Consider the following 17,598-nt stretch of genomic DNA (forward strand, 5'->3'; position numbering starts at 1 on the left):
TCCCCGACTCAGCCCTTAATACTAGCGAGGAGGGCCGTCAAGTACTTGCCGTAGCCACTCTTGTTGAGTGGAGCTGCCAGGAGTTCCAGCTGGGCATCGTCGATCCAGCCCGCGCGCCACGCGATTTCCTCAATGCATCCGATCTTGAAACCCTGGCGGTCTTCGATGACGCGTACGTACTCACTTGCCTGCATCATGGATTCAAACGTTCCGGTGTCGAGCCAGGCTGTGCCTCTGTCGAGAACCTGAACGCGGAGTTTTCCGCGGTCGAGGTACTCCTGATTGATCGTTGAAATTTCAAGTTCACCGCGGGCACTCGGCTTGATCGACTTGGCGATCTGAACGACAGAATTGTCGTAGAAATAGAGACCCGGAACGGCGTAATTGCTCTTGGGAACGGCGGGCTTCTCTTCAATGGACACGGCCCGGAATTCTCCGTCGAACTCTACGACTCCGTAGGCAGCCGGCTCGGCAACGTGATACGCGAAGATGAGCGCCCCGTCAATCCCCGCATTGCCCCGCAAGGCCGTTCCAAGGCCGGCACCGTGGAAGATGTTGTCGCCGAGAACCAGGGCGACGCTGTCGTCTCCGATGAATTCTTCGCCGATGGTGAACGCCTGCGCGAGCCCGTCCGGGGACGCCTGCACCGCATACTGAATGGCAAGACCCAATTCGGACCCATCCCCGAACAGAGCGCGGAACTGGCTGGCATATTCCGGCGTCGTAATAATGAGAACTTCCCGGATGCCCGCCATCATGAGCGTTGCCAGGGGGTAGTAGACCATCGGCTTGTCATATATCGGCATGAGCTGCTTGGAGATGCCTTTAGTTATCGGCCACAGCCGGGTTCCCGACCCCCCAGCCAGAATTATCCCGCGCATGTCACGCCTTTCCTATCGATGATCCGTTGAGCGATTCGTAAAAGGCCCGCGATTCCGCCCAGGTCGGGAGGAGCCCAAGCGACTGCGCCTCCATCAGCGAGGGCCCCTCAGTGTCTTTCTCTGAAAGCAATGGCACCCCCGCTTCCAGCGGGAAGACCAGGGCGACGTCCGAATCGAGTGGGTTGATACCGTGCTCGCGTGTGGGGTTGAAGGTGTCGGAGACCAGGTAGGTGACGGTCGCATTGTCGGTCAGTGCTACAAACGCATGCCCCAGCCCTTCGGCCAGATACACACTGCGATGCTCGACGTCATCGAGGAGCACGGAATCCCACTGGCCGAAGGTGGGCGAACCCACTCGAATGTCAATGACATAGTCGAGCACAGCACCAGAAACGGCGGTCACGTATTTAGCCTGGCCGCGAGGGATGCTCGCAAAGTGGATGCCGCGTACTACGCCCTTGCGCGAAACCGACAGGTTCGCCTGGCGAAGGTCGAGTGCGTGACCAATGGTCTCCTCAAGACGGTCGAACCGATACCACTCGAGAAACAGCCCTCGGTCATCCGCGTGTTGTTTCGGGGTCAATTCGTAGGCATCTGGGATCTTGAGTTCACGGATCTGCACCCCCAGAAGTCTACACAGTGACTGTCCCGGTAGAATTGACACGACTTCTTCTCGATCGGAACGGTACCTGCACGCATGAGACTCGGACATACTCGCGATCGCGCTATCTCGAACGTCGAGGAAGTCTCGACGTCATGATCGCTGTGGTTACGGTAAGTCACGGATCAGACGATGTCCTCCGGCCGTTCCTGGCCAGCGTCGCCGCCGCGAGCGCACAGCCACTCCGCATCGTCGTGGTCGACAACAAACCGCTCGGCAGTGAAGCACATGCCATCGCCGCCGAATACGGAGCGGAGTATCTTCGCGATCAAAATCATGGCTACGGTCACGGCATCAATGCCGGTTTTGCAAGCCTCGGCGAAACACCGGCCTGGGTTCTGGTCTGCAATCCCGACCTTGTGCTGGCGCCCGATTCCATCGATATCCTTCGCGCTGTCGGCGATTCCGATCCGTCCATCGGCGCCGTCGGACCCCGCATTCTGAACGCTGACGGAACCACCTACCCGTCGGCGCGTGCCCTGCCTTCAATTCGAACGGGTTTGGGGCATGCTCTCTTCGCAAATATCTGGACCTCAAACCCCTGGACGCGCCGGTACCTCCAAGGAACCAAGGGTGAACCCCACCGTCGCGAGAGTGGCTGGTTGTCGGGCGCCTGTCTCTTGATCCGTGGCTCAGTCTTCGAGGAACTGAACGGTTTCGACGACACTTACTTCATGTATTTTGAAGATGTCGACCTGGGGTACCGGCTCCAAAAGGCGGGGTACCGCTGCATTTACGAGCCCGTCGCGGCCGTCACCCACACCGGCGCCCATTCGACCCAAACCGAGTCGACCCGCATGCTCGCTGCACATCACGAGAGCGCCAATCAATTCCTCTCACGCAAGTACAGCGGTGTACTTCTGTGGCCTCTGCGGAAAGCCATCACGGCCGGTCTCTGGGTACGTTCGCGATTCCAACAACGCAACAAGACGCATTGACCAGTGCCGCCGAAGCCGCTACGAAAGATCCGGTAGAATCACCGGGTCCCCTCAGTCAATGGAACGGTACCTTTTAGATGAAGATCCTCGTCACCGGCGGCGCCGGTTTTATCGGCTCCAATTTTGTGCGACGCACGATTGAAGACAAATACCCGGGCCTAGAAGGTGCCGAAGTTGTCGTGCTCGACGCATTGACCTACTCGGGCAACCTCGCAAACCTCGCCCCGATCGCCGATTCTCCGCGCTACAGCTTTGTGCACGGTGACGTTCGCGACGGTACACTGCTCGACACCTTGTTTCCCGGGCTCGACGCGGTGGTGCACTTCGCCGCCGAGTCGCACGTTGACCGCTCCGTGATGGACTCGACGATCTTCGTGGAAACCAACGTACTCGGAACCCAACAACTGCTCGACGCGGCGCTGCGCCACAAGCTCGCACGGTTTGTGCACGTCTCCACTGACGAGGTCTACGGGTCTATCGCCGAAGGCTCCTGGAACGAGGAGCGGGCGCTAGAGCCCAACTCCCCCTACTCCGCGTCGAAGGCCGGCAGCGATCTGCTCGCCCGCAGCTACCACCGCACGCACGGCCTCAACGTGTCGATCACACGTTGCTCGAACAATTACGGTCCTTACCACTTCCCCGAAAAGGTCATTCCCCTCTTCGTGAGTAACCTCATTGACGACCTGCACGTTCCGCTTTACGGCGAAGGCAACAACATTCGCGATTGGCTGCACGTTGACGACCACACCCGCGCCATTGCGATGGTGCTCGTGGGCGGCCGCGCCGGCGAAATCTACAACATCGGCGGAGGAACCGAGCTGACCAATAGGGAGCTCACCCAGCTGCTCCTCGACTCGACCGGCAAGGATTGGTCTTACGTTGACCGCGTCACCGACCGGCTCGGCCACGACCTACGTTATTCGGTGGACATCAGCAAGATACAGGCCGAATTGGGTTATGCCCCCGAGGTTCCGTTCGACCAGGGCCTCGCCGAGGTGGTCCAGTGGTACCGCGACAACCGCGAGTGGTGGGAACCGCTCAAGGCTCGTGCGGCGCTCAGCTGACATGACCCGTGTCACCCGGCCCCTGCGCCGTGCACGCTCGAACTTTCATCGGAGATGAGACGTAAATGACGACACTGCGCGTGATCGTGGAACAGATGCTCTCACCTGTACCAGGCGGCATCGGGCGCTATACAGAAGAAATCACGCGCCAGCTGATCGCGACTGCCCCCGACGACTGCAGCGTCGAAGGTGTGGTGTGTGCGTCGACTCCCGAGAAGTATGCCTCGGTTTTGGAACGATTGCCCGGCCTGGCGAGCTTGTTCAAGACGACGCTGCCGCGCCGGGAACTCGCCGCGGCCTGGCAATTGGGGCTGACCTCCCTGCCCGGAGGGGGCATGGTACACGCGCCAAGCCTGCTGGCGCCCCTACGACGGCACGATCGCGCCACAGACCAGAATCAGGTCGCCGTCACCATTCATGACGTTGTGCCGTGGACGCACCCGGAAACCCTGACTCCGCACGGTGTCACCTGGCACAAAGCGATGGCGAAACGAGCCAGAAAGCACGCCGACGCGATCATCGTTCCCACCCACGCCGTCGCCCGCGCACTGTCGGAGATTATCGATTTCGGGGACCGCATACGCGTGATCGGCGGTGCCGTCAGCAGCGAATTACGTCTTCCGCTGAACGCAGATGAGCGAGCTGCTGAACTCCAGCTGCCCAGCGAGTTCATTCTGACGGTCGGCACGCTCGAACCGCGCAAGGGACTGACCGCCCTCATCACCGGGCTCGGACTGCCCGGTGCCCCCGACCTGCCCTTGCTCATCGTCGGGCCGCAGGGCTGGGGAGAACTGGACGTGGCCGCTGTAGCCGACGAGGCCGGGCTGGCCGAAGGACGGGTGCGCGCCCTGGGTTTCGTGAGTGACAGCGACCTCGCGCTCATTCTTTCGCGCGCAAGCGTATTCGTGTACCCGAGCCAGGCCGAGGGATTCGGGCTTCCCCTGCTTGAGGCGATGAGTTTCGGCACCCCCGTGGTGCACAGCGACGCTCCCGCACTCGTCGAAGTTGCGGGAGAGGCCGGGCAGATTGTGGCACTGAACGATGCCGCTGGGTATCCGGAACGCCTGGCGGCGGCCGTGGCGCGCGCGGTCAACGATCGCGAGCTGCGGGCCGCCCTGCGCCTGCGTGGCCTGGACCGTGCGAAGGCGTACAGCTGGCGCGACTCAGCAGAGCGGGTCTGGCAATTGCATGCGGACTTGTAACCCCTGCAGGCAACTGCACTCCGTCACGACTCGAGCGGCGCTGATATGACACGGTATTTGATCACCGGAGCCACCGGCATGTTGGGGCGCGACCTGCAGACGGCGCTGGCCGGACGCGACCTGACGGCCCTCGGCCGACGTGAGCTCGATGTGACCGACCTTCACGCGGTGATGGCCGCCGCTACGGAGCATGACGTCATCATCAACTGCGCTGCGTACACCAAGGTCGACGACGCCGAGACAAACCAAGACGATGCCTACCAGATCAACGCGGTGGGGCCGCGCAATCTGGCAGGAGCGGCATCCGCTGTGGGGGCGAAACTGGTGCAGATCTCGACGGACTACGTCTTTGACGGCAGCGCGACCAGGCCCTACGCCGAGGACACCGCGCACAGCCCGATCTCGGCCTACGGCCGCACGAAGGCGGCCGGTGAAGACTTCGTGCTCGCCGAGAACGGCGCCCGCAGCTACATCGTGCGCACGGCCTGGTTGTACGGCAAGAACGGTCCGAACTTCGCCAAGACCATGCTCAAGGCCGCTGGCACGCGCGACACGCTGAACGTCGTCAACGACCAGGTCGGCCAGCCCACCTGGACGTTGGACCTCGCCGCCCAGATCGTGTTGCTGCTCGACTCCGACGCGCCCGCCGGTATCTACCACGGCACGAACTCCGGGGTCGCTTCGAAGTTCGACCAGGCCCGCGACGTGTTCGCCCTGGCCGGACTTGACCCGGAACGCGTGCTGCCGACCGACAGCTCGGCGTTTGTTCTGCCGGCGCCCAGGCCCGCGTACTCCGTGCTCGGCCACGCCAACTGGGCGGCCGCCGGGCTTGAGCCGATGCGCAGCTGGCAGTCGGCCCAGGCCGAAGCTTTCGCCGCGGGGGTTTTCGAGACAGCATGATCACTCTGCGGGTAGTCGTCGACCAGATGGTCGCCCCGGTTCCGGGCGGCGTCGGACGTTACACCGAGGAACTCACGCGCGCACTGACTGCCACCGCGCCCGCCGCACAGTAGGAACTCATTGAGGCCGCCCTGCCGGGCCTGGCCAACCTGCACAAGACGACGCTGTCCCGCCGCGAGTTGGCAACAGCTTGGGCACTGGGCGTAACTGCATCGGCCGGCACAGGCCTGATCCACGCGCCGGGACTTCTCGCTCCCCTGGACCGCCACAACCGTGCCCACGACGGCACCCAGATTGCAGTGACCCGGCACGATGTGCTGGCGTGGACGCATCCATCGTCGCTGACGCCAACGACCGTGGCCTGGACAAAAGGCATGCTGAAGCGCGCCCGCAAGCACGCCGATGCCATCGGTGGTGCCGAGCCATGCTGTGGCGAGGCAACTAACCGAGACTATAGACCTGGGCGACCGGGTGCGCGTGATCGGCGGGGCAGCGGGGCTCGGGCTCGTGTTGCCGGCCATTCCCATCGTGGAAGAGCGCGTGCAGGAGCTGGGCCGCCCGTCGCAGTACATTCTGACCTCCGGGTCGCTTGACCCACGCAAGGCCGTGACGTTGCTGATCGCGGCGTTCGGGCTGCCGAACGCGCCCGACCTGCCGCTGATCGCGCTCGGTCCGGACACCTGGGGCGAGCTCGACCTAGCTTCGGTTGCCGATGAGGCCGGGCTCGCACCGGGGCGCGTGCGCGCGCTGTCGGGCCTGAGCGATTCCGACCTGGCCGTGGTGATTGCCCGGGCGTGCATTTTCGTCTATCCCAGACTGGAAGAAGGCTTCGCACTGCCGATCATCGAGGCATTCCACCTCGGCACTCCGGTCGTTCACTCCGACGCCCCAGCACTGCTCGAAGCCGCCGGTGATGCCGGCGTCGCGGTCGAGCGATCAAACACCAAAGAGCACCCTGCGCGTCTCACCGAAACGATCAACCGGGTGCTCGGCGACAGCGTGCTGCGGGGCCGCGTGACGGTGCACGGTGGAGACCGCTCACGCGCCTTCAGCTGGCGCGACTCCGCCGAACGGGTGTGGCAGCTGCACGCCGACTTGTAACACACGTAGCCATCCGCTTCGGCAATCACGAGAGACGCGGCACGGTCGCGCGGTCGCACACTGCAGCAGGGCTGCCAGCGGCTGCCAGCGCTCACGGCCTGCCACGCAGAGCGTCTGGGCGCACATGCCGGATCTGGCGTGCGCGACGCCGGAAGATCAGGCGTGGCGACTCGTCGGGGTCATGGAGCCGGGGTGGGCGCGGGAGCCAGGACTGCGGCGACCATGGCCTGGATGACGGCGTAGTCGGGGTCTTCGGGGTCGACGCCGTTCTCGGGAATCAGCGGCACCGAGATCACCGGTAGTTCCTTGGTCTTGGCGGCCAGGGTGACGAAGTAGCCCAACATGCCCTGGGGAACATCCGTCTTGATCACCTTAGAACCAGCAGCGGCGATACCCTGAAATTTGGTGAGCACGTTTGCCGGGTTGAACTGCGCCAGCAGAGCTTCCTGCAACTGGGTTTGGCGGCCCATGCGGTCGTAGTCGCTGGTCGTGTGTCGTGACCGTGCATACCAGGTGGCCGTGGTGCCATCCATGTGTTGCGGGCCGACCTCGATCCAGCCTTCGACCTCATTGAGCTGCTCGTCGCCACCGATGGGAAGGCGCTCAGAAACTGTGATGTCGACGCCACCGAGTGCGTCGATGAGGTCAGAGAACCCCTGCATGTCGATCAGCACGTAGTACTGAATGGTGAGCCCGGTGATGCCCTGCGCGGCCTCGAGGGTGGCCTGAATTCCCGGGGAACTGCCCTCGGCCACGGCATTCGGGTAGTACTCGGGGCGTTTGAGCTCGGCTTCGGTGAAAATGGAGTTAAGCATGCACGCCGACACGTCGCATCCGTCGATCGATCCGTATCCCTCGGGGTACAGCGCGCCGAGCGAGGAACCGGCCGAGAACGGCACGTCCTCGAGGTTGCGCGGCAGGCTGATGGTCGTGGCCTGGCCGGTCGTGGCGTCGATGCTGACCGCGGAAAGGCTGTCGGGGCGCAGGCCGTCCCGGTCAGCGCCGGCGTCCCCGCCGAGCAGCAGGATGTTGTAGCGGCCATTGACCGGCGGTTCACTCGGACCGGCGACGAAGACGGAGGAGAGGAATCCGCTCGCCGAGGTTGCGACGAAGGCGCCATAGCCAGCCGTGCCGCAAACGACGACCATGAGGGCCGCGGAGAAGGCGGCGATCAGCGGGCGGGCGCCGGGCGCGGCTTTCAGCAGGTTGATCAGGCTGAGGGTGTTGACGGTGAGCACGAGCCAGGTGAGCGCGTAGAACGCGAGCACTGCGGCGGCGACCCAAAGGCCGATCGTGCTCGTGAACACCGTGAGCACGGCCGCGGGCCAGAACAGGTAGACAGCCCCGGCGACGATTGCCGAGGCCACCAGGATGAGCGTGGCGCCGAGGCCGAACCGGCCGAGTCGTCGATTGCCGGCGAGTACCTGCGCCGAACCGGGGAGCACGAAATTGAGTACGACCAACCACCACGCACGCGTCGTCATGATGCGCGTGGAGCCGGAATTCGGGTGCCGGATCGGGTCAGTCACACTGCTCATAATCGCTCTTGGAGGTCCCGGTTCTTCTGCTCGACCAGGTCGGCGAGTGCGACGGAATAGTCTTCGAGCTTCACGCGTAGCGCGTCATCGCTCGTGGCGAGAATCTTGATCGCGATGAGCGCGGCGTTCTTGGCCCCGCCGATCGACACGGTCGCGACCGGCACGCCGGCCGGCATCTGCACGATCGACAGCAGCGAGTCGAGGCCGTCGAGCAGTCCGAGCGGAACAGGAACCCCGACCACGGGCAGCGTGGTCATGGCGGCGAGCATACCGGGCAGGTGCGCTGCTCCTCCGGCTCCGGCGATGATCACCTTGAGGCCACGGGCCTGCGCGTTGCGGCCATAGTCGAGCATCTTCTCGGGGGTGCGGTGCGCAGAGACGACCTGCACCTCGTGCGCCACCCCGAAGTCTTTGAGGGTCTGCGCGGCGGCACTCATGACGGTGAAGTCGGAGTCGCTGCCCATGACCAGGCCGACGAGCGGCGCGCTGGAGTTCACGGGCACACTGTTAATGGGCACAGCGTTTATGGGCACAGCGGAAGGCTCGATGTTGTCTGGCACGCAGATGATCCTATTGCTCAAGACTGAAAGATTTGTGCAGTGGCACGCGCCTGGTAGGCAACTTCGTCGAGATCGTCGCCGCCCGCGGTGACGTGGCCGACCTTTCGGCCGGGCCGTGACGCCTTCCCGTAGTTGTGCACTTTCACCAGCGGATGCTCCGCGAGGGCGCTCTGATACCGGTCGCCGAGCGAGCCTTCCGAGGGCCCCCCGAAGATGTTGACCATGACCGTCCACGGGTCACGGGCGCCCGTCGCCCCGAGCGGCAGGTCAAGCACGGCCCGCAGGTGCTGCTCGAACTGGCTCGTCGTGCTGCCGTCAATCGACCAGTGGCCGCTGTTGTGCGGACGCATGGCGAGCTCGTTAATGAGGAGGCGCTCATCCGTGGTCTGAAACAGTTCGACGGCGAGCACCCCGGTGACACCGATTCCCTTGGCCACGGCCACCGCGATGTCGGTGGCGACGTCGGCGAGGCGGCCTGCAGACTGCGGGGCCGGCGCGATCACCTCGGCGCAGACACCGTCTTTCTGCACGGTCTCCACCACCGGCCAGACCGCGATCTCCCCGCTCGGGCGGCGCGCGACGACCTGGGCGAGTTCCCGGCTGAAGTGCACGAGCTCTTCGACCAGTAGGGCGCCGCCGTTGCCGTCCTCGGCAAGCGCCAGAAACCAGTCGTCAACGTCGTGTTCGTGGCTGACGACGCGCACACCCTTGCCGTCGTAGCCGCCGCGGGCGGTCTTCACAACGGCGCGGCCGCCGTGCGCCTGCAGAAATTCGGCGAGGCCGGCGGTATCCGTTATGCGCGCCCAATCGGGTACGGGCAAGCCCAGCTCGGCCAGCTTCTCGCGCATGAGCAGTTTGTCTTGCGCGTACAGCAGCGCGTCGGGGCCGGGATGCACTTTGACGCCGGCGCTGACAAGCTCGCGCAGAATCTCCTGCGGCACATGCTCGTGGTCAAAGGTGATCACGTCGACGGTCTTCGCGAAGGCCAGCACCGTGGGCCAGTCGCGGTAGTCGCCGACGCTGACGGCGGCCAGGTCGGCGGACATACCGTCGGCTTCGGCGAGTACCTTGAGGTCGATGCCGAGGTTCACGGCCGCGGGAATCATCATGCGGGCCAGCTGGCCCGCGCCAATCACACCGACGGTCAAAGCCATCTGTTCACCATTTTCTGTGCGAGCGTTCAGCTAAACGCACGTTGATACTCAGCCCGGAGAATTCCGCACGCCGTAGACTGCGAGACTTCACTGCATTCCTAGTGCCACTTTACCGAACGGCGGACGGACGCATGTCGATCACACTGAAGCAGCGCCTGCTCAATTTTCTGAGCCAGGGCCTGAAGTTCGGCACCGTCGGCGCCCTCGGCTTCGTGGTGGACTTCACCGTCTTCAACCTGCTGCGCACCACAGTGCTCGACTCGGCCGACGTGCACGCCGGCCCCATCTACGCCAAGATCATCTCGACCGTGCTGGCTATTCTGGTGAACTGGCTCGGTAACCGGCACTGGACCTTCAGGAAGAATCGCCAAAACCATACGGCACGCGAGGGCCTGGAGTTTCTTGCGGTGAGCCTGGTCGGTATGGGCATCGGCATCGGATGCCTGTGGTTCAGCCACTATGTGCTCGGCTACACCAGCGTTCTCGCCGACAATATCGCCGGCAACGTGGTGGGTCTTTTTCTGGGCTCGGTGTTTCGCTTCACGCTGTACCGCTACTGGGTGTTTGCGCCGAGTCGCAGCGGCGCGTCGGCATCCGTCGCCCATGCGGACACTCGCAGTGGCGCGATTGCGCTAGCGGCGGCCCCAGAACGCTGACTCGTCGGCGTGCGCCGACTGCTCCTGCCGGCGGGAACCCATGACGGTCACCGACTGCTCCATCAGGTCGTGCAGCACGCTCTGCACCAGGTCTACGTTGGGGATGTCTTTCAAGATGAGCGGATGCTCCAGCCCCGAATTGATCAGCACCGTGCCCGAGTGGAACCCGGCCTGCAGCCAGTTCTGCCGCACGCTCACGTCGTAGCCGCGGCTGTGCAGCAGTTCTTGCCGGGTGCGCACGAAGAATCCGTGGCGAAAGATGATGCGCCGGGTGGTGATCGTGTAGCGCTTGGTCAGCCAGGCGGCGAGCGGCAGCAGCCAGCCCAGCACGGCCAGCACGATGGCGCCCGGCAACAGGGCCGCGTTCTGCCAGGGTTCGGGCAGGTTGCCGGCGAAGTAACCGGTGGCGCCGGCCAGGGCGAAGAGCAGCAGGGTGGGCCAGAGCAGCACCCGGGCGTGCGGGCGCAAGCGGGCGACGACCTCCTCCGGCCGACTCTCCCGGGCGTAGCCGGAGGGTTCGGTCTCGTTGGTCTCTGTCTTCTTCGGTTTCATTACTTCTATTAATACCTCAGGTGGGTGACATCGCCGGCGGCGACAGACCGTTCTTCGCCATCGGCCTGGTTGACGATTCTAAGCCGTCCCTCGGCGTCGATGCCGGTGGCGGTGCCGACCAGGTCGACTCCGCCGGGCAGTTCCACCCGCACGACGCTGCCGAGGGTGCCGCAGAGTCTCGACACTTCCTCGTGGAGACCGCTCTTCTGTGCGTCACCGTCGGCCTCGACGAAGGCCCGATACAGGGTGACGAGCTCGTGCAGGTAGGCGGCGAGGACTGCGTCCGGGTCGGGCGCGGTGCGGGTGACTAGCAGGAGCGAGGTCGAGGTGAGGGTGGGCAGGTTGTGCTCATCGAGCGAGAGGTTGAGGCCGGCGCCAATGACGATGCCCTTGCCGTCGGGCAGGAGTTCGCACAGGATGCCGCACACCTTGTAGCCGTCGATGAGCACGTCGTTGGGCCACTTCAGGGTCGTGTCGTGGCGGGGATCCTCGGCCTCTTTAAGATTTACGTCGTGCACCGGCGGCGTGCTGGCCTCAACGATGGTGCGCACGGCCCGGGTCATGGCGGCGCCGGCCAGTAGAGGGAACCAGCCGAGGCTGTGCGGCGGTAACTCCGGGCGAATGAGTAGGGAGATGGCCAGGGCTTTGCCGGTCGGGGCCAGCCAGACACGACCGAGCCGGCCACGCCCCTGAGTCTGGTTGTCGGTGACGACCACCGAGAGGTCGGGCCAGGCTGCGGCATCCGCCTCAGATAAACCAATAGCACTGGCGAGATCTTTGAGCACATCGTTGGTGGAGGAGGCCTCGGCACGGTATTCGAACCGGCTCACCTCGTTGCGGCTGAGCGAAAAATCCATCGTACCTACCCTCTCGTGTGCATAACTCCTGCAATTCTCTCGAATCTGGCCTCAAAACACCTATTTTGGGCAGTTTCTGAAGAAATTGCAGGAGTTATGCACGGGGAAGTCCGGTTTCTGCAGTCCGAGGGACCCAGCGGAGGGGGAAAGAACCAGTGTTGCGGGGCAAAGTTGTAGAACATCGTCAACGAGGAGCGGTCGGGGGGTGCCGGTAGAGTGAAATGGTGACTGACAAGACGCCCGCCGCGGCACCCGACCTGTATACGACGGCGGGAAAACTCGCCGACCTCAAGCTGCGCTATCACGAGGCTGTGACCGCCAGCGGGGCCACCGCCATCGAGAAGCAGCACGCCAAGGGCAAGATGACCGCCCGCGAGCGCGTCGACCTGCTGCTCGACCAGGGTTCCTTCGTAGAGCTCGACGAGTTCGTGCGGCACCGCACCGTGGCCTTCGGCATGGAAAAGAAGCGTCCCTATGGCGACGCCGTCGTCACCGGCACCGGCACGATTCACGGCCGCCAGGTGGCCGTGTACTCCCAGGACTTCACCATCTTTGGCGGTTCGCTCGGCGAGGTCGCCGGCGAGAAGATCATCAAGGTGATGGACCTCGCACTGAAGACCGGGGTGCCGATCATCGGCATTCTCGACTCCGGCGGAGCGCGCATTCAGGAGGGCGTTGTGGCCCTCGGCAAGTACGGCGAAATCTTTCGCCGCAACACGGCCGCCTCCGGCGTCATCCCGCAGATCTCGATCATCTGCGGCCCGGCTGCCGGCGGCGCGGTCTACTCTCCGGCGCTGACCGACTTCGTGATCATGGTCGACAAGACCAGCCAGATGTTCGTCACCGGCCCCGACGTGATCAAAACCGTCACCGGTGAAGACGTCGGCATGGAGGAGCTCGGCGGCGCCCTCACCCACAACAAGGTCTCCGGGGTATCGCACTACCTTGCGAGCGATGAGCCCGACGCGCTCGACTTTGCCCGCGCACTGCTGAGCTACCTGCCCGACAACAACCTGGCCGAGCTGCCGGTGTTCGACAACGAGGTGGAGCTTGAGACAACGGATGCTGACCGTCGACTCAACACGATCGTCCCCGACTCCCCCAACCAGCCCTACGACGTGAAAACGGTCATCGAGCACATCGTGGACCGCGGTGAGTTTCTCGAGACGCAGCCGCTGTACGCTCCGAACATCGTCGTGGGCTTCGCCAGGGTCGAGGGCCGCTCGATCGGCATCGTCGCCAACCAACCCAACGCCATGGCCGGCACGCTGAACATCGAGGCCGGTGAGAAGGCCTCCCGCTTTGTGCGGTTCTGCGATGCGTTCTCCATTCCCATCCTCACCCTGGTCGACGTGCCCGGTTTTCTACCGGGCACCGACCAGGAATGGACCGGCATCATCCGTCGCGGGGCGAAGTTGCTCTACGCCTACGCCGAAGCCACCGTGCCGCTCGTCACCGTCATTCTGCGCAAGGCCTACGGCGGCGCGTACATCGTGATGGGGTCCAAGCAGCTCGGTGCCGACACCAACCTGGCCTGGCCGACCGCGGAGATCGCCGTCATGGGCGGCCAAGGCGCCGTGAACATTCTCTACCGCGCTGAGATCAAGGCGGCCGAGCAGGCCGGCGAAGACGTCGCCGCCGTGCGCACCCGCCTGGCCAACGAGTACACCTACAATGTGGCGAGCCCTTTTCTGGCCGCGGAGCGCGGGGAGCTCGACGGCATCATCGAGCCCGCCGCCACCCGCGTGTCGGTCGTCAAGGCCCTGCGCGCCCTGCGTACCAAGCGGGCCACCCTGCCCGCGAAGAAGCACGGAAACATCCCCCTCTAATGCCCAAGCCCTCAGAGTTCGATCCCTCGGAGCTCATTTTCGTCACCGGACACGTCAGCGACGTCGAGGTGTCGGCGGTGAGCGCCATCATCCGTGGGCTGTTGCGGGAGGAATCCGACGAGCGTCGGGCAGCTCCCGTACAGCACCGGAGCGCCTGGCAGCAGGGCCAGCGCGCCATCCGCCAGCCCGTGCACCCCGGCGCCGGCCGCTGGCGCGGCTTCGCCGGCTGACCCCCTCCGGCGCCCCACCTTCTTCGTGAATGGGGTCAGTTTAGAAACTGGGCCCCGGTTCACAAGGTGGGCCCGGACGGAGTGGAACCAACCTCGCGTCTGTCCTCCTAAATGCCGACAGCGGGAATTTGAAGAATAGTGCATACTGGGATTGCTCGGTGGAACTCTTGGAGTTTCACCACCAATCATTCGCTGACTAGGGTAAGCGAGCGAATGTGTTGGGGGCGAGAACGGATGGCATTCGGGTTGTCGTCCTTTCTCGAATAAACGGTAGGGGACCAGCTTCGGCTGGTCCCCTTTCGCGTACCCAGGGTCCCGAACAGGGAGCAGGGTGATTAGGGCGTGATCTGACGGGGGATTTCCAGCCACAGGTTGACCTCATCGTCACCCGCAGAGTCCGGCCCGAGGGCACTCACCGCCGGGTCGGGGCTCGACAGCCCCACCACGGTCACCGCGACGGTCGCGCTGTCAGCCGCGGTACGCACAATAATCTTGTCGGCGCTCGTCTGCTCGAGGGCGAGGGCGAGGGTGCCCAGCACGTCGTCGAGGGCCCCACCGCCCAGATCGTCGATACCGCCCTCGTCGAGGAGCGTGACGCTGGCTCCGCGACGCCGGGCAGCCATGACCTGTTCCCGCACCGCGTGGTTGAGCAGGCGGCGGCCGCGGATCTCATCGCGAATGGCCGCTTCGAGAAACCGGCATTCCTGCTGTTCCTCTGCGGTCAGCTCACCGTTGCTCTCGCTGATGCGTCGCAGCATCGGCATGGCAAGGCGCATGGTCTGAGTGAGACGCACCTGGCGCTCGTAGAGGTGAGCCTCTTGGGCTGCGTGCCATCCGCTCGCCTCGCGCTCGGCTCGGGCATACTGGCGGGCATCCCGGCTGGCCTTGACCAGGGCACGGGAGAGCACCGCGGCTGCGACCACCCAGACCACGCTTCCGATGACGCCCAGTCCCCCGAGTTCGCCGACTCCGGCCCAGATCACACTGTGGATGACGAGCACGGCCACACCCAGCAGGGCCAGTTGGGGACGCTTGCGGGTGGCAGTGATGGTCATCAGCGTGCCGATGGCGGCGACGTACCAGGTGGCGTAGCCGAGATTACCCGAAGAGCCATCGAGCTGGCTGCCCACGATCAGTGGGAGTGCCACGCTGACCGCGACGTTGAACAGCGCCAGCGGCAACGACATGCGCATCGGGCTGCTCGGCCACAGGCTCGCCGTTGTCGCCCCCACATACAGGCCCATGGCGACCAGGATCGGCACCGACGACGCCGGCTCTTGGATCGAATACAGCCCGAGAATCACGTGATAGCCCGAGAACAGAGCCGCTACGACGAGGATGAGCGTGCGCGACACCCCGACAACGCTGGTCATCAGCGATCACCCGCCCGGTCGGCGTCGAGACTGGTGACGGCATACTCGACCGATGCGGGCGCCATGCGAAGCCCCGCGTCGCTGCCCCCATCCGTTTCGCTGTCGGCGGAGACCTCAGCCCGCGGCCAGCTGATGACCACGGTCGTGCCCTGGCCGGGACTTGAGTTCACCACGGCGACGCCACCCACGCTGGCGATCCGGTCGCGAATAGAGACTCGCACGCCGAGCCGGGCACTGGCCACGCTGGTCGGATCAAAGCCGCAGCCGGTGTCGCTGATCTCGATGCGGCATCCGCTTTGACCGTTGCCGCAGATCATCAGGCTGCGCATTTGCGCTGGGCCGGCGTGCTGCACGCTGTTGACCATGGCTTGCACGCTCGCCGCGTACAGGGCCTCGGCGACGAACTCCGGAATGCTCAGGCCGTCGATCCCCCGCTCGGCGACGGTGAAAGCGCCGTTGTTCAAAGCGGCGCCACGAAGGCGGTCGACCAGACGGCTCACGTCGGTCGTTGCATCGTCGAGGGTTCGTTCGCCATTGGCCTCCTGCAAGCGGATGATGGCGCTGCGAGCCATCGCCGCGGCCAGCTCGGCTCCCTTGGCATTGCGCACACCGGCGGCCGAGAGCAGAGTCGCGAGAACGCTGTCGTGCACGATCGAGTCGACCTCGACGCGTTCCATCTCGGTAGCGTGGTGGCGCACCGCCACGGCGTATTTTGCCAGGGCATTGGACTGGGCGGTGTCGACCTTGTCGGTCGCGTCGCGGAGCACGTAGATGATGATGAGCACGACACCGCCGAGCAGCATGGCGTAGCAGGTGTCGAGGGCGGCGAGCAGGTTTTCGGCCGCACCGCCCGAGGGCAACACCCGCACGAGTCCAAAGACGACGGGCGTGACGACTGTGTAAATGATGGCCCAGAGCAGCGGAAACGCGATCGCCGCGCACGAGGTCGCGACGGTGCACAAGTACCAGAGCCACGGTTTGCTGTCGAGAACGGCCGTGGGGTCGCGCATGACGAGCGGCCAGACGATGAGGGCGATGAGGTAGACGGCCGCGATAATGCCGGCCGTTGTGCGGATGCCGCGCCGAACCAGCGTTGCGACCACGAACACCAGAATTGACAGGCCCAGGGCGATCCCGATGGGCACGGCGGAACCGGGCTTGCGACTTTCCAGCTGTCCGAGCATAAGCGGCAGCGTCTGGAGAGCGAAGACCACCGCGACACCCGCCACCGAACGGGACAGGGCGATCTCGATCTGGGAGTGACTGATCGGATTGCGCGGGTGCCGGGGCTGTCCGAACAGGTCGTCCGGGAAGTCGGCCGGATTGACCGCGCCGAACGCGGCCGTATCGGTTGACACCAGGGCGCCCGGGCGGGCGGCCCGTTTAGACACCGCGGTCACCGTCGGAGGCGTCGAGTCCTGGCAGGATTCCGTCTTCGACGGCGCGGCGCAGCAGGTCGACCTTGGTCGGCGCTGGGCGGCCGACCTCGACGTACTTCACCCGGATTCGGTCCAGGTATTCCCGCGCCGTGGAGTGCGCGATGCCGAGCTGCAGGGCAACCATCTTCAGTGGCAGGCCCGAGGCGTACAGGTGCAGAACGTCGCGTTCACGGCGACCGAGCTGAGCCTTGGCGAAGTCGCGGTCGGCGTCGATCGCGGTGGCCCACTCGAGGTTGTTGAGCACGTCGCCCCGGGCAACGGATGCCAAGGCGGCCATGACCGTGGTGGTCGGCGAGGACTTGGGGATGACTCCGGCGGCGCCGGCGGCGAGTGCCTCACGCACCGAGGCAACCCGGTCGGCGATGCTGTGCACGAGCACGGCCGAGCCGGTGCTCGCGACGAGGTGCACATTGTCGGTCACGAGCGAACCGTCGCCGAGCGAGAGGTCGAGCACAATCACGTCGCACGCTCGTCCGGCGAGGCCATCCACAAGGGCCTGAGCGGTCGCGGCGGCGAACAGCACCTCGTAGCCGGAGTTTTCGCAGGCGGCCTGCAAGCCCAGTCGCACCGATTCGTGGTCGTCGACGATACCGACGCGAACGGACTGCTCGGGGGTGCGTGGGGTGGGATCAGGTAGTGCGTGACTCACTGTGTCGCTGTCCT

The 17,598-nt window shown here is 64.8% G+C and carries 18 protein-coding genes; 8 read left to right on the forward strand and 10 right to left on the reverse strand.

What is annotated here, in order from left to right; all coding sequences use genetic code 11:
* Window positions 1-8: 8 nt before the first annotated feature.
* The gene (gene rfbA, locus E3O45_RS12745; RefSeq protein ID WP_134443732.1) at window positions 9-881 is read right to left on the reverse strand and encodes a glucose-1-phosphate thymidylyltransferase RfbA; all 873 of its coding nucleotides are present in this window, start codon (window positions 879-881) and stop codon (window positions 9-11) included.
* Between the two features lies 1 nt (window position 882).
* The gene (locus E3O45_RS12750) at window positions 883-1,503 is read right to left on the reverse strand and encodes a dTDP-4-dehydrorhamnose 3,5-epimerase family protein (protein ID WP_134443733.1); all 621 of its coding nucleotides are present in this window, start codon (window positions 1,501-1,503) and stop codon (window positions 883-885) included.
* A gap of 134 nt (window positions 1,504-1,637) precedes the next feature.
* Between E3O45_RS12750 and E3O45_RS12755 the strand changes: the two genes are divergently transcribed.
* The 5 genes from E3O45_RS12755 (at window position 1,638) to E3O45_RS18100 (ending at window position 6,747) form a co-directional block, all read left to right on the forward strand.
* Window positions 1,638-2,480 carry a glycosyltransferase family 2 protein gene (locus tag E3O45_RS12755; protein WP_134443734.1) on the forward strand — a complete coding sequence of 281 codons (843 nt, stop codon included), beginning with the start codon at window positions 1,638-1,640 and terminating at the stop codon, window positions 2,478-2,480.
* A 77-nt stretch (window positions 2,481-2,557) separates the two neighbouring features.
* The gene (gene rfbB / locus E3O45_RS12760) at window positions 2,558-3,544 is read left to right on the forward strand and encodes a dTDP-glucose 4,6-dehydratase (RefSeq protein WP_134443735.1); all 987 of its coding nucleotides are present in this window, start codon (window positions 2,558-2,560) and stop codon (window positions 3,542-3,544) included.
* A 65-nt stretch (window positions 3,545-3,609) separates the two neighbouring features.
* Window positions 3,610-4,746, forward strand: a complete 1,137-nt coding sequence (locus E3O45_RS12765) for a glycosyltransferase family 1 protein (RefSeq protein ID WP_134443736.1) — start codon at window positions 3,610-3,612, stop codon at window positions 4,744-4,746.
* A gap of 45 nt (window positions 4,747-4,791) precedes the next feature.
* Window positions 4,792-5,646, forward strand: coding sequence for a dTDP-4-dehydrorhamnose reductase (gene rfbD, locus E3O45_RS12770; protein WP_134443737.1), 855 nt, complete (start codon window positions 4,792-4,794; stop codon window positions 5,644-5,646).
* Window positions 5,647-6,075: 429 nt separating this feature from the next.
* Window positions 6,076-6,747: a glycosyltransferase gene (locus E3O45_RS18100; RefSeq protein ID WP_241985347.1), complete on the forward strand. Its 672-nt coding sequence runs from the start codon at window positions 6,076-6,078 to the stop codon at window positions 6,745-6,747.
* A 179-nt stretch (window positions 6,748-6,926) separates the two neighbouring features.
* On the opposite strand, the gene E3O45_RS12780 is transcribed toward E3O45_RS18100, so the two are convergent.
* The 3 genes from E3O45_RS12780 to E3O45_RS12790 form a co-directional block, all read right to left on the reverse strand.
* Window positions 6,927-8,285 carry an LCP family protein gene (locus E3O45_RS12780; protein ID WP_241985348.1) on the reverse strand — a complete coding sequence of 453 codons (1,359 nt, stop codon included), beginning with the start codon at window positions 8,283-8,285 and terminating at the stop codon, window positions 6,927-6,929.
* Window positions 8,282-8,749 (reverse strand): 5-(carboxyamino)imidazole ribonucleotide mutase, encoded by a 468-nt coding sequence (gene purE, locus E3O45_RS12785; RefSeq protein WP_092452378.1) that lies wholly within the window; start codon window positions 8,747-8,749, stop codon window positions 8,282-8,284. The genes E3O45_RS12780 and purE overlap by 4 nt, the downstream gene beginning before the upstream one ends.
* Window positions 8,750-8,862: 113 nt before the next feature.
* The gene (locus tag E3O45_RS12790; RefSeq protein WP_134443738.1) at window positions 8,863-9,999 is read right to left on the reverse strand and encodes a 5-(carboxyamino)imidazole ribonucleotide synthase; all 1,137 of its coding nucleotides are present in this window, start codon (window positions 9,997-9,999) and stop codon (window positions 8,863-8,865) included.
* 131 nt (window positions 10,000-10,130) lie between these two features.
* On the opposite strand from E3O45_RS12790, the gene E3O45_RS12795 reads away from it, so the two are divergent.
* Window positions 10,131-10,655 carry a GtrA family protein gene (locus tag E3O45_RS12795; RefSeq protein WP_134443739.1) on the forward strand — a complete coding sequence of 175 codons (525 nt, stop codon included), beginning with the start codon at window positions 10,131-10,133 and terminating at the stop codon, window positions 10,653-10,655.
* Here E3O45_RS12795 and E3O45_RS12800 read toward each other — a convergent pair.
* Window positions 10,632-11,207 (reverse strand): PH domain-containing protein, encoded by a 576-nt coding sequence (locus E3O45_RS12800; RefSeq protein ID WP_134443740.1) that lies wholly within the window; start codon window positions 11,205-11,207, stop codon window positions 10,632-10,634. The genes E3O45_RS12795 and E3O45_RS12800 overlap by 24 nt on opposite strands.
* A gap of 8 nt (window positions 11,208-11,215) precedes the next feature.
* Window positions 11,216-12,064, reverse strand: coding sequence for a biotin--[acetyl-CoA-carboxylase] ligase (locus tag E3O45_RS12805; protein ID WP_134443741.1), 849 nt, complete (start codon window positions 12,062-12,064; stop codon window positions 11,216-11,218).
* A gap of 221 nt (window positions 12,065-12,285) precedes the next feature.
* On the opposite strand from E3O45_RS12805, the gene E3O45_RS12810 reads away from it, so the two are divergent.
* Window positions 12,286-13,893, forward strand: a complete 1,608-nt coding sequence (locus E3O45_RS12810) for an acyl-CoA carboxylase subunit beta (protein WP_134443742.1) — start codon at window positions 12,286-12,288, stop codon at window positions 13,891-13,893.
* On the forward strand, window positions 13,893-14,123 hold the full coding sequence (locus E3O45_RS12815) for an acyl-CoA carboxylase subunit epsilon (protein ID WP_092452307.1): 231 nt from the start codon (window positions 13,893-13,895) through the stop codon (window positions 14,121-14,123). The genes E3O45_RS12810 and E3O45_RS12815 overlap by 1 nt, the downstream gene beginning before the upstream one ends.
* A gap of 335 nt (window positions 14,124-14,458) precedes the next feature.
* Here the strand turns inward: E3O45_RS12815 and E3O45_RS12820 are convergent, their stop codons facing one another.
* The 3 genes from E3O45_RS12820 to E3O45_RS12830 are packed head-to-tail and all read right to left on the reverse strand — an operon-like array spanning window position 14,459 to window position 17,584.
* Window positions 14,459-15,496 carry a hypothetical protein gene (locus E3O45_RS12820; protein WP_134443743.1) on the reverse strand — a complete coding sequence of 346 codons (1,038 nt, stop codon included), beginning with the start codon at window positions 15,494-15,496 and terminating at the stop codon, window positions 14,459-14,461.
* Entirely contained in the window at window positions 15,496-16,887 is a 1,392-nt protein-coding gene (locus tag E3O45_RS12825; RefSeq protein ID WP_134443744.1) for a sensor histidine kinase, read from the reverse strand. The genes E3O45_RS12820 and E3O45_RS12825 overlap by 1 nt, the downstream gene beginning before the upstream one ends.
* Window positions 16,880-17,584: a response regulator transcription factor gene (locus E3O45_RS12830; protein WP_134443745.1), complete on the reverse strand. Its 705-nt coding sequence runs from the start codon at window positions 17,582-17,584 to the stop codon at window positions 16,880-16,882. The genes E3O45_RS12825 and E3O45_RS12830 overlap by 8 nt, the downstream gene beginning before the upstream one ends.
* Between the last annotated feature and the right edge of the window lie 14 nt (window positions 17,585-17,598).

The sequence above is a fragment of the Cryobacterium sp. TMS1-20-1 genome, assembly GCF_004402355.1.
GTDB classification, from domain to species: Bacteria; Actinomycetota; Actinomycetes; order Actinomycetales; family Microbacteriaceae; genus Cryobacterium; species Cryobacterium levicorallinum.

Coding starts and splice junctions, on each gene's coding strand:
- purE (WP_092452378.1), bottom strand. CDS start 8,749: ATGGGCAGCGACTCCGACTTCACCGTCATGAGTGCCGCCGCGCAGACC.
- E3O45_RS12800 (WP_134443740.1), bottom strand. CDS start 11,207: ATGAAACCGAAGAAGACAGAGACCAACGAGACCGAACCCTCCGGCTAC.
- E3O45_RS12790 (WP_134443738.1), bottom strand. CDS start 9,999: ATGGCTTTGACCGTCGGTGTGATTGGCGCGGGCCAGCTGGCCCGCATG.
- rfbA (WP_134443732.1), bottom strand. CDS start 881: ATGCGCGGGATAATTCTGGCTGGGGGGTCGGGAACCCGGCTGTGGCCG.
- E3O45_RS12815 (WP_092452307.1), top strand. CDS start 13,893: ATGCCCAAGCCCTCAGAGTTCGATCCCTCGGAGCTCATTTTCGTCACC.
- rfbB (WP_134443735.1), top strand. CDS start 2,558: ATGAAGATCCTCGTCACCGGCGGCGCCGGTTTTATCGGCTCCAATTTT.
- E3O45_RS12810 (WP_134443742.1), top strand. CDS start 12,286: ATGGTGACTGACAAGACGCCCGCCGCGGCACCCGACCTGTATACGACG.
- E3O45_RS12755 (WP_134443734.1), top strand. CDS start 1,638: ATGATCGCTGTGGTTACGGTAAGTCACGGATCAGACGATGTCCTCCGG.
- E3O45_RS12820 (WP_134443743.1), bottom strand. CDS start 15,496: ATGACCAGCGTTGTCGGGGTGTCGCGCACGCTCATCCTCGTCGTAGCG.
- E3O45_RS12805 (WP_134443741.1), bottom strand. CDS start 12,064: ATGGATTTTTCGCTCAGCCGCAACGAGGTGAGCCGGTTCGAATACCGT.
- rfbD (WP_134443737.1), top strand. CDS start 4,792: ATGACACGGTATTTGATCACCGGAGCCACCGGCATGTTGGGGCGCGAC.
- E3O45_RS12780 (WP_241985348.1), bottom strand. CDS start 8,285: ATGAGCAGTGTGACTGACCCGATCCGGCACCCGAATTCCGGCTCCACG.
- E3O45_RS12765 (WP_134443736.1), top strand. CDS start 3,610: ATGACGACACTGCGCGTGATCGTGGAACAGATGCTCTCACCTGTACCA.
- E3O45_RS12795 (WP_134443739.1), top strand. CDS start 10,131: ATGTCGATCACACTGAAGCAGCGCCTGCTCAATTTTCTGAGCCAGGGC.